23 protein-coding genes are annotated in these 25,397 nt (G+C 42.8%); 20 read left to right on the forward strand and 3 right to left on the reverse strand.

The window, feature by feature from the left end; genetic code table 11:
- The first annotated feature begins 22 nt into the window (after positions 1-22).
- Positions 23-2,077: a molybdopterin-dependent oxidoreductase gene (locus E4K67_RS20465; RefSeq protein ID WP_135550114.1), complete on the forward strand. Its 2,055-nt coding sequence runs from the start codon at positions 23-25 to the stop codon at positions 2,075-2,077.
- Position 2,078: 1 nt separating this feature from the next.
- On the forward strand, positions 2,079-2,618 hold the full coding sequence (locus E4K67_RS20470) for a 4Fe-4S dicluster domain-containing protein (protein WP_135550116.1): 540 nt from the start codon (positions 2,079-2,081) through the stop codon (positions 2,616-2,618).
- A gap of 290 nt (positions 2,619-2,908) precedes the next feature.
- Here the strand turns inward: E4K67_RS20470 and E4K67_RS20475 are convergent, their stop codons facing one another.
- On the reverse strand, positions 2,909-4,231 hold the full coding sequence (locus E4K67_RS20475) for a radical SAM protein (RefSeq protein ID WP_135550118.1): 1,323 nt from the start codon (positions 4,229-4,231) through the stop codon (positions 2,909-2,911).
- A gap of 33 nt (positions 4,232-4,264) precedes the next feature.
- Complete coding sequence (locus E4K67_RS20480; RefSeq protein ID WP_135550120.1) at positions 4,265-4,795, reverse strand: ferric reductase-like transmembrane domain-containing protein; 531 nt, start codon at positions 4,793-4,795, stop codon at positions 4,265-4,267.
- Between the two features lie 356 nt (positions 4,796-5,151).
- On the opposite strand from E4K67_RS20480, the gene E4K67_RS20485 reads away from it, so the two are divergent.
- The 9 genes from E4K67_RS20485 (at position 5,152) to E4K67_RS20525 (ending at position 16,026) form a co-directional block, all read left to right on the forward strand.
- Complete coding sequence (locus tag E4K67_RS20485; protein WP_135550122.1) at positions 5,152-5,847, forward strand: TorD/DmsD family molecular chaperone; 696 nt, start codon at positions 5,152-5,154, stop codon at positions 5,845-5,847.
- A 29-nt stretch (positions 5,848-5,876) separates the two neighbouring features.
- Complete coding sequence (locus tag E4K67_RS20490; RefSeq protein ID WP_135550124.1) at positions 5,877-8,420, forward strand: molybdopterin-dependent oxidoreductase; 2,544 nt, start codon at positions 5,877-5,879, stop codon at positions 8,418-8,420.
- 13 nt (positions 8,421-8,433) lie between these two features.
- Positions 8,434-8,985 (forward strand): DMSO/selenate family reductase complex B subunit, encoded by a 552-nt coding sequence (locus tag E4K67_RS20495; RefSeq protein ID WP_135550126.1) that lies wholly within the window; start codon positions 8,434-8,436, stop codon positions 8,983-8,985.
- 73 nt (positions 8,986-9,058) lie between these two features.
- Positions 9,059-9,934 (forward strand): dimethyl sulfoxide reductase anchor subunit family protein, encoded by an 876-nt coding sequence (locus tag E4K67_RS20500; RefSeq protein WP_135550128.1) that lies wholly within the window; start codon positions 9,059-9,061, stop codon positions 9,932-9,934.
- Positions 9,935-10,268: 334 nt separating this feature from the next.
- Complete coding sequence (locus E4K67_RS20505; RefSeq protein WP_135550130.1) at positions 10,269-12,350, forward strand: LTA synthase family protein; 2,082 nt, start codon at positions 10,269-10,271, stop codon at positions 12,348-12,350.
- 327 nt (positions 12,351-12,677) lie between these two features.
- Positions 12,678-13,961, forward strand: a complete 1,284-nt coding sequence (gene kamA / locus E4K67_RS20510) for a lysine 2,3-aminomutase (RefSeq protein ID WP_135550132.1) — start codon at positions 12,678-12,680, stop codon at positions 13,959-13,961.
- Between the two features lie 4 nt (positions 13,962-13,965).
- Entirely contained in the window at positions 13,966-14,781 is an 816-nt protein-coding gene (gene ablB / locus E4K67_RS20515) for a putative beta-lysine N-acetyltransferase (RefSeq protein ID WP_243454569.1), read from the forward strand.
- Positions 14,782-14,874: 93 nt separating this feature from the next.
- On the forward strand, positions 14,875-15,447 hold the full coding sequence (locus tag E4K67_RS20520) for a hypothetical protein (protein ID WP_135550136.1): 573 nt from the start codon (positions 14,875-14,877) through the stop codon (positions 15,445-15,447).
- Positions 15,448-15,666: 219 nt separating this feature from the next.
- Positions 15,667-16,026: a hypothetical protein gene (locus E4K67_RS20525; protein WP_135550138.1), complete on the forward strand. Its 360-nt coding sequence runs from the start codon at positions 15,667-15,669 to the stop codon at positions 16,024-16,026.
- Between the two features lie 151 nt (positions 16,027-16,177).
- Here E4K67_RS20525 and E4K67_RS30235 read toward each other — a convergent pair whose 3' ends face one another.
- Complete coding sequence (locus tag E4K67_RS30235) at positions 16,178-16,333, reverse strand: hypothetical protein (RefSeq protein WP_199242608.1); 156 nt, start codon at positions 16,331-16,333, stop codon at positions 16,178-16,180.
- Positions 16,334-16,658: 325 nt separating this feature from the next.
- Here E4K67_RS30235 and E4K67_RS20530 point away from each other — a divergent pair, with 325 nt between their 5' ends.
- The 9 genes from E4K67_RS20530 to E4K67_RS20570 all read left to right on the forward strand — a co-directional run bounded on the left by E4K67_RS20530 (position 16,659) and on the right by E4K67_RS20570 (position 25,387).
- A complete protein-coding gene (locus E4K67_RS20530; protein WP_135550139.1) occupies positions 16,659-17,120 on the forward strand; it encodes a helix-turn-helix transcriptional regulator in 462 nt (153 codons plus the stop codon).
- Positions 17,107-18,102: a UbiA family prenyltransferase gene (locus E4K67_RS20535; protein ID WP_243454562.1), complete on the forward strand. Its 996-nt coding sequence runs from the start codon at positions 17,107-17,109 to the stop codon at positions 18,100-18,102. Before E4K67_RS20530 ends, E4K67_RS20535 begins: the two co-directional genes overlap by 14 nt.
- 166 nt (positions 18,103-18,268) lie before the next feature.
- On the forward strand, positions 18,269-19,465 hold the full coding sequence (locus E4K67_RS20540) for an NADH:flavin oxidoreductase (RefSeq protein ID WP_135550141.1): 1,197 nt from the start codon (positions 18,269-18,271) through the stop codon (positions 19,463-19,465).
- Positions 19,466-19,488: 23 nt separating this feature from the next.
- Positions 19,489-19,728 carry an acyl carrier protein gene (locus E4K67_RS20545; protein ID WP_135550143.1) on the forward strand — a complete coding sequence of 80 codons (240 nt, stop codon included), beginning with the start codon at positions 19,489-19,491 and terminating at the stop codon, positions 19,726-19,728.
- A 79-nt stretch (positions 19,729-19,807) separates the two neighbouring features.
- On the forward strand, positions 19,808-20,983 hold the full coding sequence (locus E4K67_RS20550) for an aminotransferase class I/II-fold pyridoxal phosphate-dependent enzyme (RefSeq protein ID WP_135550145.1): 1,176 nt from the start codon (positions 19,808-19,810) through the stop codon (positions 20,981-20,983).
- Positions 20,980-21,966 (forward strand): diacylglycerol/lipid kinase family protein, encoded by a 987-nt coding sequence (locus E4K67_RS20555; RefSeq protein WP_135550147.1) that lies wholly within the window; start codon positions 20,980-20,982, stop codon positions 21,964-21,966. Before E4K67_RS20550 ends, E4K67_RS20555 begins: the two co-directional genes overlap by 4 nt.
- Positions 21,959-22,960 (forward strand): thiamine-phosphate kinase, encoded by a 1,002-nt coding sequence (locus E4K67_RS20560; protein ID WP_135550149.1) that lies wholly within the window; start codon positions 21,959-21,961, stop codon positions 22,958-22,960. The genes E4K67_RS20555 and E4K67_RS20560 overlap by 8 nt, the downstream gene beginning before the upstream one ends.
- Positions 22,961-23,019: 59 nt before the next feature.
- Positions 23,020-24,363, forward strand: a complete 1,344-nt coding sequence (locus tag E4K67_RS20565; protein WP_135550151.1) for a beta-ketoacyl-[acyl-carrier-protein] synthase family protein — start codon at positions 23,020-23,022, stop codon at positions 24,361-24,363.
- Positions 24,356-25,387: an NAD-dependent epimerase/dehydratase family protein gene (locus E4K67_RS20570; protein ID WP_135550344.1), complete on the forward strand. Its 1,032-nt coding sequence runs from the start codon at positions 24,356-24,358 to the stop codon at positions 25,385-25,387. Before E4K67_RS20565 ends, E4K67_RS20570 begins: the two co-directional genes overlap by 8 nt.
- Positions 25,388-25,397: the final 10 nt, after the last annotated feature.

Here is a 25,397-nt window from a genome sequence, read left to right on the forward strand (position 1 = left end):
TGTAAGAAAGGGGGAGAAATAGGTGGATGGTGACGTTCGGGTATATAAAAATGTTTGTCCTCGTAACTGTTACAATACCTGTGCTATGCTTTCTCATGTAGTCAATGGTAAATTGATCAAAGTAGAGGGAGAACCTTGGCACGGATATACCCAGGGACGCCTTTGTGCCAAAGGATATGCCTATTCGCGCTATGTCTATAGTCCGGAACGGTTACGTTATCCCATGCGACAGTATCCAAGAGGTTCGGGGAATTGGGTCCGTATTACTTGGGAGGAGGCTTTTAGTATTATTGGGGCTAAAATTTTAGAGCTCAATCACCGCTATGGATCAAATCTTCCCCTCGCTTATAATAAATGTTCTGGGAATGTCGGCTTTTTGCATTATGCGACGGAAGGGATGTTTAACAGCTTTGGTTCGCATACTAAATTAAAAGGTAACCCTTGTATGGCGGCAGGACTGGATGCCATAATGTATAGTTCTGGAGAGGGGAAAGGCCCTGACCCTGAAGCAATGTCAGGTTCAAAATTAATCGTCCTATGGGGAGCTAATCCTGCCTGGACGGCTGTGCATCAACTTTATTTTATTAATCAAGCGAGAGACAAGGGAGCAGAATTTGTGGTTATCGACCCAGTCTATACCCCCACGGCTGCCACAGCTGACCATTATATCCAAATTCGCCCGGGTACAGACGGGCTACTAGCGCTAGGAATTGCTAAGGTCCTTATTGAAGAAGGCAGGTATGATCCCTCATTTCTGGCGGAGCATGTTGAAGGGTGGGAAAGTTTTCAAGGCTATCTTAAAGAGAAGGTAACTCTCGAAGAGGTACAAAACGTAACTGGGGTTGCTGAAGAAACTGTACGGATGCTGGCAGACCTCTACGGGAAATGCGATCCTGCTGCGAATTGGTCTGGATATGGTTTGCAACGTTATCCAAACGGTGGGCAAAATGTAAGGGCCATCTTTGCGTTAAGTGTTTTGACTGGGAATCTTGGCAAAGTAGGTGGAGGGTTTTACTATTTTCACCCCAGTACAGACTCGTTTCCTTTACATTTATTAAATCATCAGGGCCCCAATGATGGTTTAGTGTCACGATCCATCGATATAAATTATTATCCGTCTCAGGCATTGGAGCTGGTGGATCCTCCCGTGAAGTTTTTGTGGATTGCGGGTAGAAATCCATTAAGTCAAGATCAAGAGGTTTCAAGTTGGTCCAGGTTGTTAGCTGAACTGGAGTTGGTCGTGACGGTTGACTTATTCATGACGAAAACTTGTGAAATGTCCGACCTTGTACTCCCCGCAGCGAGTCATTTTGAGGAAATCGACATAAATGTGAGTTATTGGCATCACTGGTTAGCCCTCAATGAAAAAGCTATTGCACCTTATTATGAAGCAAAGAGTGATTTGGAAATTGCTCAGCAATTGACTCGAAGCTTAAACGAGCTACAGCCTGGTTTCTCTAATTTTCCATTTGAACGAACCCCAGAGGAATGGATTGGAATGGAGTTTACGCCGGAAGTATTAGAACTCTACGGGTTATCGAGTTGGAGAGACCTAGCTGAAGCACCAGCAAAGCTACGGGGCGGTGATAATCCGTGGGCGGACTTCGCTTTCAAAACTAAAACAGGAAAATTTGAACTTTTCTCCAAAGATGCAAAAGAAAACAACCTGCCAGCTTTGCCTAGGTTTTCTGCTAAAAGCAGTGATCCTTCGTTTCCCCTCCGTTTGCTAACCCCTCAGAGCATTGCCAGCATCCATTCTCAAGACTGGTCTTCAAAGTGGATCGGGTCTGAAGAAAGTGAGGATGTTGTAAAGCTAAATCCTCTGGATGCTGTTCAGAGAGAAATACAGAACGGTGATAACGTTCGGATCTATAATGCGCTAGGAAGTGTCACGAAGAAGGCAATATTAAATCCGGAAATATTACAGGGCTTGATTATTATTTATCAAGGTGGAAAAGATCCTGTGAATAGTCTACTTTCCGGGTTATCCGCAGATATGGGGAAAAATTATAGCGGAGGTGAAGGTGCTGCATTTTATAATGCTTTCGTCGATGTGGAAAAGATGGTGAGGAGATAGCATGGAGGATCAATTGGGTTTTTTGTTTAATGCGGATCTGTGCGTAGGGTGCAAGTCCTGCGAGATGGCCTGTAAAAATGAAAACTCGACGCCAGCTAATGTCAACTGGCGTCGAGTATCATCGTTAGGCTCAGGAAACAGTCTGTCAATATCGTGTAACCACTGTGAAAGCCCGGAGTGCTTTAGAGTATGTCCCAAAAAAGCCTTTGTCAAACGTAGAGATGGCATCGTGATGATTAATGTAAATCGATGTGACGGATGTATGATCTGCGTTTCTGCTTGTCCGTATAAAGCACCACAATTTGACATAGAGAAACGCAAGGCTAGCAAATGCACCTTTTGTTTGCCCCGCAGAGAAGCCGGGTTACAACCAGCTTGTGTAAGCGCTTGTCACACAGGGGCACTCAGCGTCATAAACTTTGATCATCCGCCCCGTGATACGCTACCCACGATAGAGGGTTTTCCAGATATCACACTCACTAAGCCGTCTATTCGGTTTCGTCCGATAAAAGTAAAGTCAAGATACTGGATAAATAATTAGAGCCACTTTAGTTTTAGTGGCTCTAATTATTTATCTACGCCAAAAAAGCCTGCTTAGTATGGCTAGCATTTACGCTAGCTCAATCCGTCCGGCCTAGTCCAATGCCCATACTTTCATTTAATGTAACATAGTGACGCTCTTTTCTTGGCATGACGGGCGCGCTAGTCGCAGCTGTAACTTTGCCTGGCTGTGGACTGGCTCCAGTGGATGCCAAAAAACAAAGGACTATTTGAAGCCAAGTTTTCTTTAAAGAGTGGGCAGACTAGTGGAGTATTAATGCCTCAAAGTGACTAAAGATCTAATTTTAGGTCGAAGTCTTTTGGAGTAGTCACATCAAGCCTTAATTCTCGAAGATAACTTCCGTCATCCCGTTTTTCCATCACATTATAAGCGATTACTACTTCAAGGTCTAACTTAGCTAGACTCTTTATCTTCTCAACATGAAACTCTAGGAACTGGTAGTCATTATTGATTAGATAGTTGGTATAATGAAGCTTCTTAAAGACTTTGAGAACTTTAGGGATGTCCTCACCAAAAACTTTGGCGGATTTATAGAAGTAGTCCTTATTAGAAAAATACTGGGTTTTAGCAACCCGTTGGGTATAATTTTGCTGATAGATTTGAGCGGTATGCTTGTTTTCTAAGGAACAATATTGGGCACCCAGAGTTAGTTTTTGATCGATGATGAACTCCAGAAGTTGAAGACACTCTAGTTCACTATGAGAGATTGGAAGCCCTCCGGCATACCAGTAATCATAGAGAACTCGGTAGGGGGGATTTTTCACCTGGAACTTATTTTTCTGAAACTCTTCAGCATTGTTGTGGGGGAAACAAAACTCTAAAAGGTTAATACCAAAAATACCGATCGAGTCTAGCTTTATAAGTAAATCTTTCATGGCGCCCAAGGTTCCAGGAACGACTGGCATTTCGACCATAACGGTTGGGATGTAGGCTTTGGCTAAAGCTATTTTTGCCAAGACGTCAAGTTGTAAAGCGTGTGGGTCATCAATTTTAATACTAAAACGGATCTCGTCGAGCTGAGATTCTTGCAGTTCTTTCAGAACGTCTTCATCAAGTAAATCACCAGAGGTGTATAAACGAGTATGAACGCGTGGAAATTTAGCCAAGGCATACTGAAAAAAGTCAATTGTTTCAGGCTTATGTAGTAGTGGTTCACCGCCAGTTAAGCCTAGGTAGGTCAGCTTGCCTCCATTTTGAGATAGGGCGTCGAGTTCTTCGCGGTAGTTTCTCTTGTGCTTGGAAAACTGCTCATAGTTATCCTGGTTTTTATTAAAGCAGAAATAACAATCGCGGTGACACATGAGAGAAATAAACAAGGAAACACTACCAACCCCTTTTTGACAGGCAACACAGGCAGGAGATATTTGGTTAACGTAGATGCTTTTGCCATCATTTCTGAAGATAGCCCCTTTGGCGTGGAGGCGTTCGAGGAGGGTCTCTGTTTCAGGAGAAATGTCCTTAGCCAGGACAAGCCCCGTCTGATTAACCCAATCATTAAAGCTATCGTCAATCTTCAGATAGATCTGGCCGTAGTCCTTAAGAGTTTGGTTTTTCACAGTTGCAAGTCGTTTTTGAGACAGATTCATGAGCATGCCGTAAGCCCCTTTATAATTGTGATATTGATATTAAAGAAAGTTAAGGTGAATGATTATTAATAATATTAACACAATCGATGCAAAAACGTGTTTAAAATAAACGGATTCAAAATTTAAATTCTTGAAGATTGCATTCTTGCCTGACAAGATAACAAAGACTGAACATATCAAAGCACATAATCCTGTAATTATGATGAGAACAGAAATTTCTTCGATTGGATAGATGTAATAGTACATAAAAAACAGACTGTGATAGAGTGCTAGGAGAAAAATTAACCAGCCTAAGAATTTATGGAGAAACCGAAAGATCGTTTGTCCGGTACTACGTACTGCGCTGTTGTTGACAAATTCAAAAAAAGTTGCTTTAAGGACACTGAGTAAGAATAAGGCCCCTATTGTATAAAAGGATAAGCCTCCCGCTTTTGTAGCCATGTTTATAGTCGTTTGATTCAGAGGGATGGAAAAGATTCCTGAGATAGCTATATACAACATTACAGTAAGGGTAGAAAACAAAATAATTTTCCGATAAAGACCTTTAGTAAGATGGCTTATTGTTAACATTTTGCCCTCCAAAACTTAATTTATTAAAGTTATCGATTACAGCATAATTCGATATATTCTCCATTAGTTTTCACAATCCCTTTGGACTCATGTACAAGAATTACCCCTTATCTTTGTAAGATGAATTAGTACCCACGGACAGACTCAGCCTTTGCGGTAAGTTTAGAAGCTGTCAGTTTTTTGAGGCTCTATCAGTGAGGGGGGCATACGATTGTATCCGATGACGGAAAGGCTGGTTTGTCAATTCTCCATATTACAAAGATACAATAATATTGTCGGATTTTTGGACCTCTGTACAAAAGCGAATGTTGTATAATGTGACTGAGATCACATTTAAATTAAAGGAGTTGATTAAAATGTCTTCAGATCTGGTGACGTTTGAGCAAATCCTGCCTCTCTTGGGAGTGAGGGTATTCGCATATGATTGGTTGAGAAGAACGTTTTTAACAGAACCAACGAAAGATCTACTCCAAACCATGAGTCAAGAAGGTTTTGTTGAAGGATTTCCCTTTGTTGACGATAGTGAATTAATCCACGAAGGAGTGGGTAAGGTCTCTAAATATCTGAAAGAAAAGGATATTTTAAGCGAAGAAGTTTACAATCAATTGCATTGGGACTATACACGTATGTTTATAGGGCCGTACGAATTATCAGCTCCTCCGTGGGAATCGGCCTACCTGAATAAGGAACGGTTGTTGTTCCAAGAAGAAACTTTGAACGTCCGAAGGGCTTATTTGAAATATTTATTTCTGCCCAAGGACTATGGTCATGAAGCAGATGATCATCTGGGCTTAGAGCTTGACTTTATGTATCAACTCTGTGAATTAGCCATATCCAAGGTTAATAAGCAAGATAAAGCTGGCCTAAAAGAGGTTCTTGTAGACCAAAAGTCGTTTTTGGAAGAGCATTTACTCATGTTGGTACCAGATTTTAGTAAAAACATGGCGAAAAATGCTCAAACCCAATTTTACGAGGGTATGGCCATGGTTTTAGCAGGTTTTATAGAATTGGATCTTAAAGCCTTAGAAGAGCTTTTAGATATATTGGGTTAAGTGTTCTAAATTTAGGAGGTGTCTAACGAATGGCAGACCTCATTGGAAAAGCCAAGGACTACATGTTAAGTAGAAGATCGTTTTTGCGTATGACGGCAACGTTTACTGCAGGCGCTGCGGCGGCCGTCACTCTGCCTGGGTGTGGACTGGTCAAAGTAGATGCGGAGCAAGCAGCGATGCTAGCCAACAAAGAAGGTATGTGGGTGACTTCGGCCTGTTGGCATAACTGCGGTGGACGCTGTCTTAATAAGGCGTTCGTTGTCGATGGTATCGTAACCAAGATGAAAACAGATGATACCCATCTGGACAGCCCAGATAATCCCCAACAAAGAAGTTGCGCACGGGGTCGTTCCCATCGTCAACATGTCCAAGGTGTGGATCGCCTAAAATATCCAATGAAACGTAAAAACTGGGAACCGGGTGGTGGGAAAAAAGAGCTGCGTGGCAAGGATGAATGGGTTCGTATCTCCTGGGATGAGGCTCTTGACATTGTATCCAGTGAAATCAAACGGATTAAGGAAAAGTATGATAATACTGCTTTCTTCTATCCGAGTGGTGGCACGGAAATCCCCAGAGTTCTTAGTTTATATGGCGGATTTACAGCCCGCTGGGGACTAGTATCTTGGGGCGCTTGGGCAGATGTTTATCCTAAAATTACTGGAATTGCCAACAATGGAGCTTCTTCAGGAAACGATCGCTTTCGATTACGTGATTCAAAACTCATCATTCTTTGGGGTGCTAATCCCGCATCCTCAAGCCTTGGTACGCCAACATTTAACTTCTTACAAGCAAAAAAAGAAGGGGTTAAGTTTATTGTCATTGACCCGCTCTACACTGAATCGGCAAGGGTTTTAGCGGATGAGTGGATTCCTATTCGCCCTGCGACGGATACAACCCTCATCTTGGCGATGGCGCACTATATAATTACAAACGATTTACTTGATAAGTCATTCCTAGATACGTATTGTCTGGGATATGATGCGGATCACTTGCCCGAAGGCGCTGATCCCAAAGAAAACTTCAAAGATTATGTACTCGGCACGTTTGATGGAACGCCTAAGACACCTGAGTGGGCAGCCGAGATATGTGGTGTTAGTGCTGACCTTATCACAAAACTAGCCAAAGAGTATGCAACATCTAAACCAGTAGCGATCGTCTCCGCAGGTGCGCCTGCACGAATTAACAACGGAGAACATTTCCCTCACGCCCTAATGACGCTAGCTTTCATGACTGGAAATATCGGAGTTCCTGGCGCGGGAGTAAGTCCTAATATGCACAATAGCTCGACTAACGCTGGACCGGCTCTCGTGAAGGCTGGAGGCACAGGTGTTCCTGCCATTGCCAATCCAAAAGCCAAAATCAAGCTTAACAACTTGGAGATGTGGCAAGCAATGCTGGATGGAAAATATACAGACGGTCTTGGTCCCCAAAAGAATATTAATATCCAGATGATCTATCATGGATTTGGCTCGGATCTAAATCAGAGAGCCGGTATGTTAAAAGGGATTGAAGCTCATCGGAAGGTCGAATTCGTCGTGTCCCAAAATTTATTTCTGAATACTAACTCTAGATACTCAGATGTCGTTTTGCCAGTTTATTCTCAATGGGAGGAATACGGTGGGCTGCTGACTGGTAATCGAGAGATCCTCATTTACTATAGCCAAGTTCTAAAACCTCTATTTGAGTCCAAGAGTGATATGTGGATCGCTAAAGAACTCGGTAAGCGTTTAGGGCTTGATCCCATGGTCATCGATCCTGTTCCTATCGAGCAACAGGTTTACAACCAATTAGCCGGGTCAACGGTTATGAAAATGGATGCTTCGGGTTATGAGAAGTTAGTTGCGTTTACCGCGGAAGACATTCAAAGCATGGGCGTTAAAGGGACTCCTCAAACAGGCCGGATAACCTATGCAGAGTTCAAAGAAAAAGGTATCTATCAATTCCCAAGATCTCGGGGAGATAAGTTTGAATTCACTTCGTTTCAAGATTTCGTATCAGATCCTGTGGGCAAGAAATTAGCGACTCCGAGTGGTAAGTTAGAGATTTATTGTAAACCCTTAGCAGATCACATCGAAAAAATTGGATTTAATCTAAAGTCGCCCCTGCCGAAATATGAACCTTCCACTGAAGGATTTGAAGATGGCGTCAAGGATGGACTTCCATTCCAACTCGTTACAATTCATTATTTGAGAAGGTCGCACTCAACTATGGATAATGTGCCCTGGCTGAGGGAAGCTTTCCCACAAGAATTTTGGATTAACGCCAGCGATGCAGCAACCCTAGGGATCAAAACCAATGATATTGTCAAAGTAACTAGCCGTTGGGGTGCTATCATACGTCCCGCCTATGTTACCGAACGAATTAATGTCGGGGTGGTTGCTGTTGGTGAAGGTGCATGGATTGAGTATGACGAAGCAGAAAAGGTCGACAAAGCAGGAGCCACCAACGTCCTTAACGGTCCTATTCCATCAGGTCAAGGGCATACTGGTCACAACTCCTGTAACGTTAAGCTCGAAAAATATAACAAGCCTCTTGCACCAGACTATAAGTGGCCACAACGAATTATATTTTAAGGAGGTGGAGTAAATGGCACAACTGGGATTTTACTATGATATGATGGTTTGTACGGGCTGTAAAACTTGTCAAATAGCATGTAGTGATAAAAATAATTTGGAAGTGGGGACCACCTTTAGAAAGGTCTTTGATTTCGAAGGTGGAAAATTTCCCAAACCATGGGCATATCACCTTTCCATTGGCTGTAATCACTGTGCAGATCCAAAGTGCGTAAAAAACTGTCCATCGGGTGCGTTATATAAACGCACGGAAGACGGTGTCGTAATGCAGGATAAAGATAAATGCATCGGGTGTAAACTTTGTACTTGGTCTTGTCCTTATGGAGCGCCCAAGTACATCGAGAAGGAAGGAAAAACTGGTAAATGCAATATGTGTGTTGACCTTCTCGATATGGATGAACAGCCATCCTGTGTGACCGCTTGTCAGATGAGGGCTTTACAGTTTGGAGATATCGAAGAGCTGCGCAAGAAATATAAAGGTACAGCGGATATCAAAGGATTACCAGATTCAGGAATCACACATCCTTCGATTACCATTAATCCGAACAAAGAAGCTCTTAAGTAGTGAACTTGGTTCAATATAAATTTTAGGGATTACGTTTTGGAATTCAACTAAAGAATATGGAAGGGGCCTTACAATGTTTGCTGAAGAATGGCCTTTAATGATGTTCACGTTATTAAGCCAGATGGCTGTAGGAACTTATTTTATCCTAATCCTTGTGCGGTCTATCTTAAACGCTAAAAATTCCCAGGTAGCTAATCAAATCACAAAAAGTGGAGTAGCGGTGGTTGGCCCTTTGATGGCGATAGCCTTGATTTTTTCCTTATTTCATTTGGGAAGTCCACTGGGAGCTTATCGGTCGATTTCTAATTTGGGGTCGTCTTGGTTGAGCCGCGAGATTGTGACTGCCGGTGGTTTCTTCGTGCTCTGGGCGATTGGTTACTATCTTGAGAAAAAAGGTAAGAGTGGATCCGCCCTGAGCTGGATTACAGTACTCTTTGGATTCGCAGCAATCTTTAGTATGGCCAGTATTTATGCCACGTCTGTTCGCCCTGCGTGGGCAGATGTCAACACGTATATTGCCTTCTTTGGTACTACCCTTCTCTTTGGTACTGCAGGAGCATTGGCTTCTATCGTTTATGGGATGAAAGGGTCGACAGTCTCGGCAGAAGTAACGGATAGCTTGAAGAAAATAAGCTATCTGGGCATCGCAGCTTTGGCCGTCCAACTAGTTTATCTGCCGTTCTATATATCCGGTCTGGGATCTGCTGGAAGTGCAGCAATGGCTTCAGCAGAACTTCTTAAGGACAGTTACTCCATGACTATGATATTTAGGTGGATTGTCTCTATAGCAGGTGGAATGCTATTACTTTATGCTGTCTTTAAAGGTGGCAAAGGAACTATTCCTGCCAATACAATTTACCTTGCTTTAGGAGTCGTAATTGTCGGCGAGTTTATCGGGCGATATGTATTCTATGCATCAGCGGTATCAATTATGGTCGGCTTAAAGTAACCTCAAAGAGCATATGCGGTTTAGAAACGGCTCTAGGTAATTAATCGTCGAGCAATTAAGACACAAGGAATACTGGCAGCACCAATTCAGTTGGAGCTGCCAGTATTTTTCTACTCTATTTCAATTACTTAAATAAATCTTCACAAATTCTACATACATAGGTCACGGAACGGTAACAAATTTGGATTACTATTATTAAGGACAACTTATATCTCACTAACGAGTTGGCACATATGGGCAGCAGCAAATACATGGACATTTTATTTTTTATGAAATTCACTGTCGGTTTATCACATAAAAAATACCTGGTGGAACACGAAAGGTTATGTAACATATGAAATATTCTTTAATAAAGCAACGGTTGAAATCCACAAATCTTTTATACTTATTAATGATTCCTTTAGTTACGTTATTGGCACTGCAGATATTTTATAATGGGGATTTATTCAGTGTATACGCCTGGATAATAGAATATCCCAAACAATTTTTAGTCAGTTACATATTGATGTTTGGAATAATCAATATTTTCTATGGCTTACCTCGTAAAGCTTATTTGGCGATCTGCAGTATCCTATTTGGTCTATTTTCAATATTAGGTTATATCAGTCGACAAAAACTAAACATTAAAGGCTCTCCTTTACTACCAACGGATTTTTCCATAGCTAAAGAGGCCATTGAGATATCGGGGCGTTTCAAGGATGTCTATATTTGGATGGCACTAATTGCCATTGGTGCGCTTGTACTGATTGTGTTAATGTTAAAGTTTACTCCGCGAGAGAAATACAAGTGGCAGCAGAAAACTGCTGTATTCCTGACGTCATTAACCCTGTTAACCCTCTTTTACACGGCTTTCGGGCCGATTAAGAAAGCATTTGCACTGCAATTAAACAATTTGAGCCAGAAGATAAACTACGAAGAAAATGGCATGATGCTCGGTTTTGCCCTTAATGCGGAATATCTTAAGGTGCAGGAGCCTGCTAATTACCAAGAAGATTCTATTAAGCAGGTCGTTGAGGGAAGTAAAGCTTCCTATTCAACAGACCCTGATTTTAAGCCCAACATCATTTTCGTAATGAGTGAAGCATTTTGGGATCCAACGCTGATGAAGAATGTTTCATTTAACCAAGACCCCATGCCGTTTTTCCGCTCCCTGCAAAAATCCCAGACCAGTGGTACCATGCTCTCACCAGTTTATGGTGGTGGGACAGCCAATACCGAATTTGAAGTCTTAACTGGATTTTCGACACAATTTCTACCCAACGGCGCGATTCCTTATGCCCAATATGTCAACAAGCCGATCGAAGCCCTGCCGACAATTCTCCAGAGACAAGGCTATGCCACTTCGGCGATCCACACCTATGACAATTGGTTTTATAATCGAAATAATGTTTATAAGGATTTAGGCTTTGACAAATTTATCAGCAAAGAGTACTTTAATAGTCCAGAATACAAAGGGTCATATATCCGCGACACTGAGCTAACTAAGAAAATTCTCGAGGAAGTCAAAGCAACAGATAAATCGGATTTTATCTATGCTACTTCAATGCAGGCCCATGGGCCTTACTCAAGTACTCCGAATCCTGAAAACCAAATTAAGGTGAGTGGCAGCAATTTAAGTCCGGCGTCTCAGGCGATTTTAGAAAACTACAGCAATACCGTCGCTGATGTCGATCAATCACTCAAACAACTTATTGAAGGCTTAGAACAAAGCGGAGAGCCTACTGAAGTGATCTTCTATGGTGATCATCTACCGATGCTTGGTGACGACTATAGTGTTTATAAAGAAGCAGGCTTTATCAAAGGCGACAACTCCTATCAGGAAAATATAGATCTTCACAGTGTTCCCTTCGTAACCTGGAATAACTTTTCGACGACCAAGCAAGACTTAAGTTTATCGTCCAACTTTTTGGGAACATACGCGTTACAGCTTGCCCAAAAATCAGGTAGTCCGATGACAGACTTTCTCTCGAATCTCTTACAGAAGGATTCAGACGTCGTCATCAATCAAGACTATCCAAGTCAGGAAAAAATAACACCCACTGAAGTTACTCAATATAAGTTGCTACAATATGATTTGATGTTTGGAGAAGAATTTACGAATCTGCTGGAACCGAGTCATAAACCGTCAACTAACACCGCCTATATCCAAGGGGAGGGACCAGTAAAAATCACGAAGGCTGTGATTACAGCTGGTTTGCTCACGATCGAAGGCGAAAACTTCAGCCAAAATGACAAAGTTTATATAGATGGAAAGACAATCGACTCAACGTTTGCCAATCCTAAAGGATTATCTGCTAGTCTGCCAAAGGATTTCAGCGGAAAATCAGGTACTGTAGATGTTCAGATCAAGTTATCTGACAGTATGAGTAACGTGATTTCGCAATCTAATGTCTATCAGTTACCGGTGAGTAACTAAGGGCTGGAACTGCTAAGGATGAGCTATTTACCAAATACGGGTATGGGTGTAACGCCATGTAGCAAAACGCCTCCTACACGCATTTTTAAGCGTTAGGGGGCGTTCTATAATGCTGGTGATATAAGGCGTAGAGGAATTTTTGAGTAGCATCGGACAAAGTTTGACAAAAAAAATAGTTGACATATACGACCTAACAACCTATGATTATAAAAGAAGTTGTTAGTAATTTATCTGATGTTCCCATAGTGCTGCATAATTTAGATGGCTATGATAAAGCGCTATTTTTGAATAATTTTTTTTAGTAGTCAATTAGAGGAGGAAAAACAAATGAACGAACAGCGACAAAAATTATGGTCTCATATAAGTGATGAAAAATGGAATGATTGGCACTGGCAAATGTCCAACCGGATTACAAACCACGAGGAATTACTGGACTCTATGTCTCTTCCCGCTGAAGAAGCTGAACAAATTGAGCGTTGCCTGGAAAATTTCCGCATGGCAATCACGCCCTATTACTTTTCTCTGATGAATCCTCAAGATCCTGAGTGTCCAATCAGAAAACAAGCAATTCCTTCAATCCATGAATTAAGTAAATCCTCATGTGATTTAGAAGATCCATTGCATGAAGAAGCCGATTCACCGGTGCCGGGGCTGACCCACCGCTATCCTGACCGTGTTCTGCTCTTGGTAACGGATCAATGCTCGATGTACTGCAGACATTGCACCAGACGAAGAATGGCTGGGCAAACTGACCAGGCTCTGCCTCTTAATCGATTCAAGCGCGCCTTAGAATATATCCGTTCCAACCCACAAATACGTGATGTTCTGATTTCTGGAGGAGATCCGTTTACCCTTGGTGATGACCGTTTAGAATTTATCCTCTCCAATCTGCGTTCGATTCCCCACGTCGAAATTATTAGGATCGGGACAAGAACTCCTGTGGTTCTTCCGATGCGCATTACGGATCACCTTATTGAGGTATTGCAAAAATACCATCCGATCTGGATCAACACACACTTTAATCACCCTGAAGAGCTTACGCCAGAAGCTCGTAATGCCCTGAGCAAACTGGCCAATGCAGGCATTCCGCTTGGGAACCAATCAGTTTTGCTTAAAGGAATCAATGATTGTCCTGTTATTATGAAAAAACTGGTCCACGAACTCGTAAAATGCCGGGTAAGACCCTATTACCTGTACCAATGCGACTTGTCCACTGGGATTGAACACTTCAGGACATCGGTCAGTACTGGTTTGGAAATTATCGAAATGCTCAGAGGGCACACCTCCGGTTTCGCAGTCCCTACCTTTGTTGTCGATGCCCCAGGAGGTGGCGGTAAAATCCCTCTGCAACCTAATTATTTGATTTCGCAATCCAACGATAAAGTCATCCTGCGTAATTATGAAGGGGTTATCAGTGTATATCAGGAACCAGAAGATAAAACGAGCCGTTGTAAGACTTGCTCGGACCCATGTGACAGCACAAAAACTCGCCAGATTGGTCTTGGCAAGTTGCTGAAAGGGGAGCGAATTAGTCTGATACCCCAAGGAAACATGCGACAGGAAAGAAGAAAAAAAGTTTCCCGCGATTGCGACGGTATAGCAAATGTTTAGGATGATGAATCCTGTGACTATTTCTAGCCCTATTGCCGAGGAGGCGAATAAACGGCTTGTAGCCAACGGCTATCCACCTGGAACTAAGCCGTCTCTGTTCAGTCGACAGCTAATCGATAGAGCAATACAAAAGAAACTGGAAAAAATATGGCTTTGGGCATTGCCGGCAGATGTTGAGGAATTTCTACGAGCTGGATTTCTTCTGGAAGGCAGTCTTTTCCGAGGCAACTACGAGGAATTTGCTGTTAGCCTTGCCTATTATGTTAGTGAGACAAGAGGTTATTCCGATAAGTTGCAGGCAGAGAAAGAAATTATCCATTCAGTGAGGACGAGACCGATCAAGCCGTCACAATCTTTGCCTTCAGGATTCGAGTTAAAACTTTTAAATGAAACCTTTGCCCCGCAAATATCGCAATTACTAACAAGAGTATTTGCAAGTTATCCCACCCCTGTGGAAAACCCCCATTATGTCCGTTCCTTAATACAAGAGGGGAATATTTTTGCTGGAGCATTTCTCCAAGAACGTCTAATTGGTCTTTCGGCTGCTTACCTTGATCCAATACTTAATCGGTGCGAAATGACGGACTGTGCAACATTAGAAGAATACCGGGGATATTCACTATCCGAACGTTTACTGTGGATCTTAGAGCAGGAAGTTCAAAAGCGCGGCGCATTTAACATCTATACTCTGGCTCGGGCCCAGTCCTATGGGATGAACAGAGTATTCCATAAACTTGGTTATAAATATCAAGGACAACTAGTTAACAATTGCCATATTGCCGGTTCCTTTCAAGACATGAACCTTTGGATTCGATTGTAGTTTAGATTCTAATATTTGCCGCGGTTAAAATGAATGTTTTAATCCGTTCTTCAATATATATAATCTAAACGACATGTCTAATAGGGGGAAGCTATGTCCTGGGACATAAAAAATCGTAACTGGTCAGGCACCATCGTAACGATATCAACAGCTATCTTTGCTTTTGTATCGATTGTGTCGTCCTTTATCACTGTGAATACTTGGCAGAACCAACGCGAAGCAGCCCGTCCATATTTTACTTTCAAAGAGTCTCCTTCCGTTCAGCTAACAGACAGGCTCAGTTTTGAATTTAAATTCAACAATGTAGGTGTTCATCCAGCGACGAACCTTTCTAGTAGAAGCATAGTCTTCGACGAAAATTTGTTGCGTGAGCCTACTCTTGTCCATGATTACACAGTAGTTAACGATATACCTAGAGACACCAACACAAGTTTGCTCCTTAGCATAAAGAACCCTAGCTCGCTACAAGCTAATTTCAATCCACAGTTTGTTGTCATTTGTCTCAGTTATGCTGATCCAATCGCTCGCAAGAAATATACCCAAACCATCTATACCAAATGGGCAGGCGTGATTGCCCAAAAACCTCAACCCCTTATTCATGTTGAAGCAAGTCAAAAGCCATTAATTGTAAACTATTTAGAATTTCACCACCTATTGAGTTCATGATAAGAATGATAGAAAAGGAGTGCCTTTCAGTACGAAGGCACTCCTTTTTGTTGATAACTATATGCAAAACAAATATATACTTTCCTCTATATAACCACGTTACTTACAATATTTTACAATATCTCTGAAGGGAATTTTTCCTAACCTAGCGAAGTGTGATTATGTGATCGTTAAACTAGTTGAATATCGGGCGCAAAATCATAAGGAGGGGTTAGTAAAATGAGTCTTATCAATTCTTTTCGAAATGCTGGTTTCGAACTTAATGGATTAACGTATTTTCTAATTGCATTAATGCTACTGACAGTTATGGTGTTTGTAGTTCGAAAGATTGTGCTTGCGCTTAAAACGGAAAGAAAAATTGATGCACACTTGAGAGAAACCAGAGCTAGAATATCAAAAGCTTTAACAGAAATAGAAGATTCTAAAGTTAAGATTTCTGAAGTAATAGTAGAAGGCGAAGGGTCTTCTATTCCAGAGATATCTGAATTAGCTTCAAATGGCAGGAAAACTCGAGCAATGTCAATGGAAGAACGTTGGGCTGAATTCGATAAAAAACGGTCGATGTGGAATACTGCCTAGTTAGAAGTTACAGCGATACATTGACTGGATGCTCTGAAGGAAGAAAGTATGCAATATCAATATCTATTCTAAAATTGCCTAATACGTAAAAACAAACCTGTCCAATTTGTAATGGACAGGTTTGTTTTTACTTTATTTATAGTTGATAAGCTTACCTAACTAATAGAGCATAATAGACGATGTACACCCAACCTAATAGACCATGGATTAGAGCCCATATTATGGAGTGATTTGCAGTCCATGATATGACTATTGCAATAATATTACCAATACCAATACCTGCACCAATACTAGATTTGCTGCTCATACAAATTACTCCTTCTTTTCCTAATATTTTAAAATAATCTTAACGAGATAATGGCAAGGATAAGCAAGTCTAATCCTTGCCATCGCTATTAATTTATAATTATAACACCTATCTGGACAAATTGCCCGGATATTTTCATGTTTCAAGGTTAAAAGACAAGAGAGGACAGGACAGGATTTTAGGTAAATATAGAGCACTTGCTGAATGATGGCAGGTGCTTTTCTATTTACTATGACTCATAATATGGATTTCTACTTGAATTATATAATGTGCTATTTACAAATACCACAAATAGTGTAATATTACACTAAAGGAGTGTTGAGTTTTGACGAGAATGGAATTCATAAAATTTGCCTCTGAAAAATTAAAACTCATCCGCATTGAAGGTGGATATACCCAGGACAAAATGGCTGAAATACTGGGTATGTCTAAAAAGACCTTGGTGCAGATTGAAAAAGGACGGTCCACCCTGGGCTGGGCAGGTGCCGTTACAATGTGTACGATTTTTAAAAATAGTGAGGTCTTAGAGATGACTTTTGGAGGGGATCCTCAAGATATCATCCTTTCTTTAGCCTTCACCGATTCTGAAAGTAATGAAAAAACCATGGGAGGGAAAGTATGGTGGATAAATATTAAGTTAACGAATGAATTCCGCATCCAGCGAAATATTATTTCCGAGCACTATCGGATTCTCGACAGTAAGGACCGAAGGATTTGTTCTTCCTTTGATTACGACTATATCAAAAAACGAATGCAGGAGCTTGCAGAAAAGGGTGAGGTTAGATGAATTGGTAAAATTCATGAAGGCTTATATCAAATCAATGAGGCTTTACTATGCTTTTGTAACCGGGATTGCGGGCTGGATTGGGATGGCGTTTTACGAATACATCGCCAAATCTCCCTTTCAGACAGTGGAGCTCGTACCCGCAACCGAAAAGAAAGCCTTAGTCCTGATCATGCTTTTTCTCAGTTGGGGTACAAACCAGATTATCAATGACTATCTGGGTTTAAAAGAGGACAGGGTCAATGCACCAAACCGTCCCATGGTAACTGGCGAACTCAATCCTGGAAAGGCTCTAGCCTTAACGGGAGTCCTGCTGACTATGACGCTTTTGGTTACATACACGTATCTAGAACCTATTGCCCTTATTCCCGCAATTCTGGGAATCGTTTTAAACATTCTCTATGAATATGCCAAGGGTCACGGTATTTTTGGGAATATCGTCTTTGGCCTGATGATTGCCATGTGTACCGCCTTTGGGTTTCTGGCAGCAGGTCCCACAGAGTCCCCCTATTTTACGTCCAGTCGGGTTTCCGTGCTGATCTTGGTAGCGGTAATGAACGGGCTGATGACCTTTTATACCTATTTTAAAGACTATGAAGGAGACAAAGAGGCAGGTAAACGGACGATCATCGTATCGCTGGGGATCGAAAAATCTCGTTATCTTGCGGTAGTCTCCGCTTTTCTCCCTGCAGTGATCTTTGCGCTCCTCTATTTAAATCACTTTATTGAGGCCAGAGTTAACACGATGTTCCTCATCCTCTCTGGATTAACGGTTTTTCTAGAATTGTGGACGGGCTATCTTTACTTTAAGAACCCCCAGGGTGAGAGAACTTATTATTCTCTGGTGGCAAATTTTCGAGCTTGTATCTGCGGACAGGCAACCTTAATTGCGTTATTTAATACCGAACTATCGATGATCCTATTCTTAGTATCTTATATGTTTGTTGGATTCTTGTTTGATCTGCACACTGATCCTAAATCATAAGGGAACCTTACGAAAGGCGAATTAAGTCCTAGCTACTTTACAACGTGAAAATGCTCAACACACTTCACTTCCGTTACACTTAGTTTCTATTAAATTCGAAAGCGTTGCCTTATATTAATATTCGAACCACCACGAAGCATGAACCACGATCCAAGGGAGGGATGGTATGAAGTTATTTGAACCAGCAATGTTAGGCACCTGCCAGTTGAAAAACAGGCTGATCCGCTCGGCAACCTTCGAGGGAATGGCGGATCCTCAGGGTTATCCAAGACCAGAGTACCGAGGTTTATATAAAAAATTGGCTTCTGGAGGCGTGGGCGGGATTATAACTGGCTTTGCATATATCTCGCCCGAAGGAAAAGCGATGCAACCTGGTCAGGTCGGAATCGATTGTGAAGAAAGGGTCGAAGCCTTTTTGCCCGTCACGAACGAGGTCCACCAATACGGCTGTAAGATTTTTATGCAGTTGGCCCACACCGGAAGACAGACCAGAAAAGCGGAAACAGGGCAGGATGTCTGGGGTGCCTCGACTAAAGAGTCCTTGTATTTTGGGGGTTCTCCTCGGGAGTTGTCAACTGAGCAGGTGTATTCAATGGTCAATAGGTTTGCAGAAGCCGCGATATATGCGAAGGCAGCGGGATTTGACGGAGTCCAGGTTCATGCTGCCCATGGCTACCTTATCCATCAGTTTCTACTTCCTACTATTAATAACAGAGACGATGAATTTGGTCTTGACGTTCAGAGTGGTATCGGCACGAAATTCCTTGGCCTGGTGATCGAGGAGATCCGCAAGACATGTGGACCTGATCTTGCCCTGTTGGTCAAGGTTAGCGGCAGTGATGACTATTTCCCCAGATTCTCCGCCGAGCAGTTTGCTAGCTTGATACGATTCCTTGATGCTCAGAAAGTCGATGGGATAGAGGTTAGCTATGGGACGATGGATAATGCCCTGAATATCTTTCGCGGGGATATCCCTCTTAAAGTGATTTTAAAGCATAACCCAGTATTTAAGAGCAACAACGGGCTTAAGGGATTGCTCCATAAGGCGTTTATCTTCTGCTTGATGAGGATGAAACTAAAGCCTTTTACCCCTATTTACAATCTTGAGTATGCCAAACTGGCCAAATCTTTAACGAGTATTCCCATAATCAGTGTCGGCGGTTTCCGGAAGGGTGCAGAAATGAGTGAGTGCCTTGAGCATGATTTTGCTGATTTTATAAGCCTGTGCAGACCCTTTATTTGTGAACCAAATCTGGTCAATAAGCTGGAGCAAGACGAAAATTATTCGGCAAAATGCGTCAACTGCAACGTTTGCGCCATTATGTGTGATTCAGACCAACTAACTCGTTGTTACAAGCGATGATTTCAGTGGGAGGTGGGCGTCAGATGAATTTGGAAGAGCGAATTATAAGCACGATATACGGTGTTTTAGAAAAAAGTTCAGACATAACCCCTGAGAGCCGTTTACAAGAAGACTTAAAGGTGGATTCCTTAGACCTCTTAATGATTCTCTCAGGCTTGGAGGATGAATTCGCCATAATCATTGCAGAAGATGATTTTCTCGATGTAGTTACGGTCAATGATATCGCAGTAAAACTTCGAGCCCGAGGTGTGTCAGATAGCTAACAGCCCTTGGATAGGTTAAATAAACTTCAGATGGAGCTAATACTCCACCTGAAGTAAGTTCTATAATTGGAGGGAAAACATGGATCTAAGAGAGTTTTATAACCGATTTAGCTTGGACGAGAGCCTTGCCGAAGAAGTTGGACATAATCCCTATTACCTGAGAGTTGAATCTGGATTGAATGAAAGAATTCAGGTGAACGGACATGAGATGATTGACCTGGCATCGAACAATTATCTGGGTCTGGCCACAGACAGTAGGGTGAAACAAGCTGCTGAGGAGGCCATAAAAAAGTATGGGGTTTCTCTCTGTGGAACACCCATCGCCACAGGCTACCTTGATTTATACCAAAGGTTAGAAGAGAAGCTATCAAGCTTTGTCGGGCTGGAAGAGACGATTATCCTACCCTCGTGTTACCAGGCAAATAATGGCTTATTTAGTTGTATTGCTGGAGCCCAGGATCTGATCGTCGTTGACCGGTATGCCCATTCTTCCTTGATTCAAGGAATCAAATCCGCTGGCTGTAAAATTAGGCCCTTTCTTCACAATGATCTTGAGCATCTGGAAGGGATTTTGCAGCGTTCCACTGGGTACCGGCAGGTCTTTGTTGTGACAGAGTCCGTGTTTTCCACGGAGGGCAGCATTGCTCCTTTTAAGGAAGTTGTGCAATTGTGTGAGACCTATAACGCCATGCCTGTGATTGATGATTCCCATGGTATTGGAGTGCTGGGAAAATCGGGGCGAGGTATTCTTGAGGAGCAGGGAATCGATGGATACCTTGGAATCTATACAGCGTCCTTAGGAAAGGCACTGGCTAACTCAGGGGGGATGATCAGCGGTAAGAAAGGGCTGATAGGTTATCTGAAATATTACTGCCCTCACTTAGTTTATTCGACGGCCCTTACCCCTGCAGTTCTGGCCGGCACAGTGGCTGTTCTGGAAGTCATTCGCGCTGACTTCGAAGTGCTTAAGCGTAAGTTGGTGACCTATCAACAGGCGATCTATGAAAGTCTCGTTGAGGGGGGCTTTACAGTCTCGACGGGTGAGGCCCCTATAAATTCAATTCAATCCGGAAGTAAAGAAGCGACGTTCAAACTAGCTAAGAGGCTTTATGAACAGGGGATTCTTTCCACAACGTTTATTGAACCCTCTGTCCCAGTCGGTGAAGGTCGAGTCAGGTTGATCGCTGGAGCCAATCTCACCTCGGAGACGGTTGCCGAAGCCACGGAAATTATTAAAAGGGTAAGACGCCTGTGAGATATCTCTTAATCATGAATCCCGGTTCTGGCGGGGGCAGTAAGGAAAAGGTTGAGAAAATCCTGACAATCTTTCAGCAAAGCCGGCTTGAGTTTGACTATAAGCTAACAGATACCTTAGAAGATGCCTATACTCTATCCGTCGAAGGAAACACTAAGGGCTATGATGTGATCGTAGCTGTGGGGGGAGACGGAACGATTAACCGGGTCATCAACGGGTTTTATGATTCTGAGGGTAGAAGAATTTCCAGTTCCAAACTGGGTGTCATTCATATCGGAACCAGCCCTGACTTATGTAATAGCTACAATATACCGCTGGACATTGAACAGGCTTTGAACACTGTCTTTGCGGGAAAGAGTCAAGAAATTTCCATCGGTAAAATAACCTACACTTGTGCTTATGACCAGGGACTGGAGGGTCAACCGATACAGCCGCTAAGTAAGATTAACAGAAATGTGCAAACCAGTTATTTTGCTTGCTGTGCCAATTTCGGCTTGGGAGCCTCCGTCGCCAGAAGTGCTAACAGCGGTATAAGAAAGTATATCGGAGATTACGCTGGGACATTTGCCTCCCTGATTAAAACCTTATTTGAGTATAAACCCAATCACTTCTCCGTTCGTTTTGACGGACAGAGTGAGGTGCTCGAAAAGGTTTATAATATTTCCGTGGGCAAGACAACGTACATAGCTTCAGGTATTAAAGTGAAGAACCAGTTAACTCTTGGAGACAAGCGGTTTTATGCTCTAACCATCAAGGAGATAGGCTGGGCTGATTGGTTCAATGTCCTTTTGAAACTATACAGGGGGAAGAGGTTTGGCAATACCAAGTCGATGTCCCTGCAATACGCCTCATCAATAGAAGTGTACGGAAATAGCAAAAATCCTGAAATAGAGTTTGATGGGGATCCTAGAGGGTTTTTGCCGTGTGTGATTGAAACTGCACGGGACCCCTTAGACTTGATATGTGAGGTGCATGATGAGTAAAGAAACAGAAATGATTGAGCTGATAAATAAGCATATGCCGAGGAGTATCAATCAGCTTAATAAGCTCTTTGAGTCCGACTCGGAAATAGTTCAGTTTCAGGGAAAGAGACTTCTCTACACGATGGACGAGTTTTCGGAAGAAGACCTATTAAGGGATAAGGACCCTTACGTGCTGGGCTGGAATATGGCAGTTGGCAGTATCAGTGACATCCTAGCCTCGGGGGGGACTCCTAAGTATTATGCGCATAGCTTAGTGATCCGAAAATCCTGGTCCCAAGACTATGTGAGCAAATTGTCTCAAGGGATCGCTCAGGTACTTAAGGAAGTGGGGGCAGCGTTCATCGGTGGAGATTTTGGGACTTCCAAAACTTGGCGCTACACTGGTTCGGTCATTGGAGAGCTAGAGGGAGAGCCCCTGTTAAGGAGTGGGGCAAAGGTTGGAGATGGGATTTATGTGACTGGCCACATCGGCGGCGGGAATATTGAAGCTGCCCTAGTCCTGTATGCCAAAAACCCCTACATTAAGCATTTAACGGGTCAATGGAAAAAACCTTTCCAGTTGAGAAGCAAAGAGGCAGAGCTCATAAAACGACACAGCTGCTGCTGTATTGATACCAGTGATGGAATCTTTAACGCGCTCAATTCTATTTCAGAGATGAGCGAAACTGGTTTTGTGGTAAGCGACCTACCCTATATAGAAAGTGGGGTATTCCTGGCCAAAGGCCTTAACCTACCCGAGGAAGTGCTGTTTTTAGGGGAATGTGGGGAGTATGAATTGCTTTTCACTCTGAGTAAAGAAGGCGAAGAAGAGTTTCTAAACGAAGCCCAGCAGAAGACTTTGAAGTTCTATAAATTAGGTGAAGTTAAGGACCAGGGCAGCAAATCACTATGGAAGAAAGATCGGGAGATCGACTTAGCGATGTACGATTTGAGTGCTAGAGATTTCTCAGATTCGAAAGACTATTTGCGAGCTGTGGCAAATTTTCTAAAGTAGAGGGACTCAAGTCAAATTACCAACAACGAACATCGCACATCGATTTAAAGGAGGACCAAGTGAAACGAAGAGTTGTTATTACTGGGATCGGACCGGCCACAGCCATAGGAATTGGTAAAAACGATTTCTCAGCAGGGATTTACGGTTTAAAAACGTGCATAGCTGAGATTCCGAAGTGTTATGAACAGAACTATACGTTCAAATCGCGTTACTTTGTTCCTAAACCGGAATTCTCCTTGACCGATTTAATCCATAAATCCGTGGAAGGGATGATGGAAGAATCCTCGAGACTTTCCGTCTTATGCGCGAAGTTGGCATTAGAGGACGCAGGATATCAGATTGATAAGGCTGAAAAACACATGCAGGTTAAGGGATTGGAAAACTGCCCTATCATAATCGGTACTGGTATGAGTAGCTTGCAAACCGCTTTGGAATCCTACTCAGCTCATATGGTTGGGGTAGAAATGTCCGAGTCTGATTTTGAGTCTAGAACTGGTTCTAGTTCTAGTTCTGGTACTAATCCTAATCCTAATCCTAATCCTAGAACAACCGGATCAGGAACTCGGTTCAACAGAATGGTTATTCCCATGCTGATGACTAATTCGCCTGCTGCCTGGATTTCGATACTATTCGGACTGAAAGGGTTTAATTATACGCTCAATGCCGCCTGTGCCTCAGGGACTTTTGCTCTTGGTGAAGGGTATAGAACTATTTTATCCGGCAGAAGTGATGTGATCCTAGCGGGTGGAGTGGAAGCCCTAGTAGAAAAGAATGGCGCAATTATGAGAGGGTTTGATATGCTGTCAACCCTTACCAGAGCCAAGGACGGAAGGCCTCAGCCGTTTTCTCAGCAGAGAAGCGGGTTTTTATTCAGTGAAGGGTCAGGTTGTGTTCTCGTTCTGGAGGAGCTGGAAAGGGCACGGAATAGAGGGGCTGACATTTATGCTGAGGTTGTTGATTACGAAGCGTGCAGTGACGCTTACAGTATTGTGCAGATGGAGCCCTCCGGGGACAGTATTACTGGGCTTTTTCAGAAGGTGACCCAGGGGATCAAGATTGACTATCTAAATGCCCATGGTACGGGGACATTGGCTAATGATGACATTGAAGCCCAAGTTATCCAACGGATCTTTGGAGCTAAAAGCACTCAGCCGTACATTAATTCTACTAAAGGGATCCTAGGCCACAGCATTGGAGCCAGTGGAGCCCTTGAGGTGGCAGTAACGGCCTTATCGATCAAAGAGTCGAGACTCCATGGGAACCTAATGTCTGAGCCGATGGATAATCTGAATCTACCACTAGAGACAATTGAGACTCCAATTGACTATGCACTCTCTGCTTCCTACGGCTTTGGGGGGCATAATGCCCTGATCCTACTGAAGAGATATGAAGAGAATGAGTAAGGTCATGATTACTGGAGCCACAGGATTTATCGGTAGTCATATTGCTAGGGCCTTCTGTGAAAGCCTGGTTAGTGTAGGCTGTTTGGTAAGAGAAGGCAGCAGCCTGGCCAACCTTGAGGGTCTGCCTGTCGAGATAAAGACTGGAGATATTAAAAACATAGGGGATTTAACTAAGGCTTTCGCTGGCTATGACTGGGTGATTCATAATGCCGCCAAAGTATCCGACTGGGGGAATTATGATGAGTTTTATCAGACAAATGTTACTGGCACAATCAATGTACTAACTGCTTGTGTGCAGGCCGGGATCAAGAATGTCCTGATAACAGGGTCCAATTCCGTATACGGCGAAGAGAATACCTTGCTCGTAAAGGACGAAACGTCGCCCTATAATTCGCATTACCAGTACTTTGGAGACCGTTTTTTCCCCTGTAAGTTGAATTTCTATCGCGATACTAAAGCCCTGGCCAAAAAAGAGGCCCTCGAGTTTGCAGGCGCATTTGATTTAAACCTGACTATATTAGAGCCGGTTTGGGTCTATGGTGAGATGGAGTTAAACGGGGGATTTTATGAATACCTTAAAACAGCCAAGGCTAGAATTCCCTTGGTGCCAGGAGCAAAGCAGAACAAATTCCATGTCATCTATGCCGGAGATCTGGCCAGAGCTTATGTTCTAGCCTATACAAAACATCTAACAGGGGTAAATTGTATCCTAGTTGGCAACGAACAGGCGGAAAGCATGGACAGAATTTATAGGTTATTTTGTTCTGAAGCAGGACTTAAAAAACCCGGGAATCTTCCTAAGCCCCTGAGTTATCCCATTGCTTTGCTGATGGAGCTTTTATACACTGTGGTTAAGGCCCAAAGTCCCCCACTTCTAACTAGGGGGCGGGTTAACATGTTCTACGACAATTTAGAGGTTTCAGTGGCGAAGGCTGAGCAGCTTCTAGGGTTTAGAAACGCCTATAGCCTTGAGGAAGGTATTAAAAAAACGGTCCTATGGTACAAAGAACAAGGTCTGATCTAAAAGGGATATG

Source organism: Desulfosporosinus fructosivorans (genome assembly GCF_004766045.1).
GTDB classification, from domain to species: Bacteria; Bacillota; Desulfitobacteriia; order Desulfitobacteriales; family Desulfitobacteriaceae; genus Desulfosporosinus; species Desulfosporosinus fructosivorans.

What these genes read in the sequence shown, in the direction of transcription:
- E4K67_RS20470 (WP_135550116.1), top strand. Translation starts at nt 2,079, where the DNA reads ATGGAGGATCAATTGGGTTTTTTGTTTAATGCGGATCTGTGCGTAGGG.
- E4K67_RS20475 (WP_135550118.1), bottom strand. Translation starts at nt 4,231, where the DNA reads ATGCTCATGAATCTGTCTCAAAAACGACTTGCAACTGTGAAAAACCAA.
- E4K67_RS20480 (WP_135550120.1), bottom strand. Translation starts at nt 4,795, where the DNA reads ATGTTAACAATAAGCCATCTTACTAAAGGTCTTTATCGGAAAATTATT.
- E4K67_RS20485 (WP_135550122.1), top strand. Translation starts at nt 5,152, where the DNA reads ATGTCTTCAGATCTGGTGACGTTTGAGCAAATCCTGCCTCTCTTGGGA.
- E4K67_RS20490 (WP_135550124.1), top strand. Translation starts at nt 5,877, where the DNA reads ATGGCAGACCTCATTGGAAAAGCCAAGGACTACATGTTAAGTAGAAGA.
- E4K67_RS20495 (WP_135550126.1), top strand. Translation starts at nt 8,434, where the DNA reads ATGGCACAACTGGGATTTTACTATGATATGATGGTTTGTACGGGCTGT.
- E4K67_RS20500 (WP_135550128.1), top strand. Translation starts at nt 9,059, where the DNA reads ATGTTTGCTGAAGAATGGCCTTTAATGATGTTCACGTTATTAAGCCAG.
- E4K67_RS20505 (WP_135550130.1), top strand. Translation starts at nt 10,269, where the DNA reads ATGAAATATTCTTTAATAAAGCAACGGTTGAAATCCACAAATCTTTTA.
- kamA (WP_135550132.1), top strand. Translation starts at nt 12,678, where the DNA reads ATGAACGAACAGCGACAAAAATTATGGTCTCATATAAGTGATGAAAAA.
- ablB (WP_243454569.1), top strand. Translation starts at nt 13,966, where the DNA reads ATGAATCCTGTGACTATTTCTAGCCCTATTGCCGAGGAGGCGAATAAA.
- E4K67_RS20520 (WP_135550136.1), top strand. Translation starts at nt 14,875, where the DNA reads ATGTCCTGGGACATAAAAAATCGTAACTGGTCAGGCACCATCGTAACG.
- E4K67_RS20525 (WP_135550138.1), top strand. Translation starts at nt 15,667, where the DNA reads ATGAGTCTTATCAATTCTTTTCGAAATGCTGGTTTCGAACTTAATGGA.
- E4K67_RS30235 (WP_199242608.1), bottom strand. Translation starts at nt 16,333, where the DNA reads ATGAGCAGCAAATCTAGTATTGGTGCAGGTATTGGTATTGGTAATATT.
- E4K67_RS20540 (WP_135550141.1), top strand. Translation starts at nt 18,269, where the DNA reads ATGAAGTTATTTGAACCAGCAATGTTAGGCACCTGCCAGTTGAAAAAC.
- E4K67_RS20545 (WP_135550143.1), top strand. Translation starts at nt 19,489, where the DNA reads ATGAATTTGGAAGAGCGAATTATAAGCACGATATACGGTGTTTTAGAA.
- E4K67_RS20550 (WP_135550145.1), top strand. Translation starts at nt 19,808, where the DNA reads ATGGATCTAAGAGAGTTTTATAACCGATTTAGCTTGGACGAGAGCCTT.
- E4K67_RS20560 (WP_135550149.1), top strand. Translation starts at nt 21,959, where the DNA reads ATGAGTAAAGAAACAGAAATGATTGAGCTGATAAATAAGCATATGCCG.
- E4K67_RS20570 (WP_135550344.1), top strand. Translation starts at nt 24,356, where the DNA reads ATGAGTAAGGTCATGATTACTGGAGCCACAGGATTTATCGGTAGTCAT.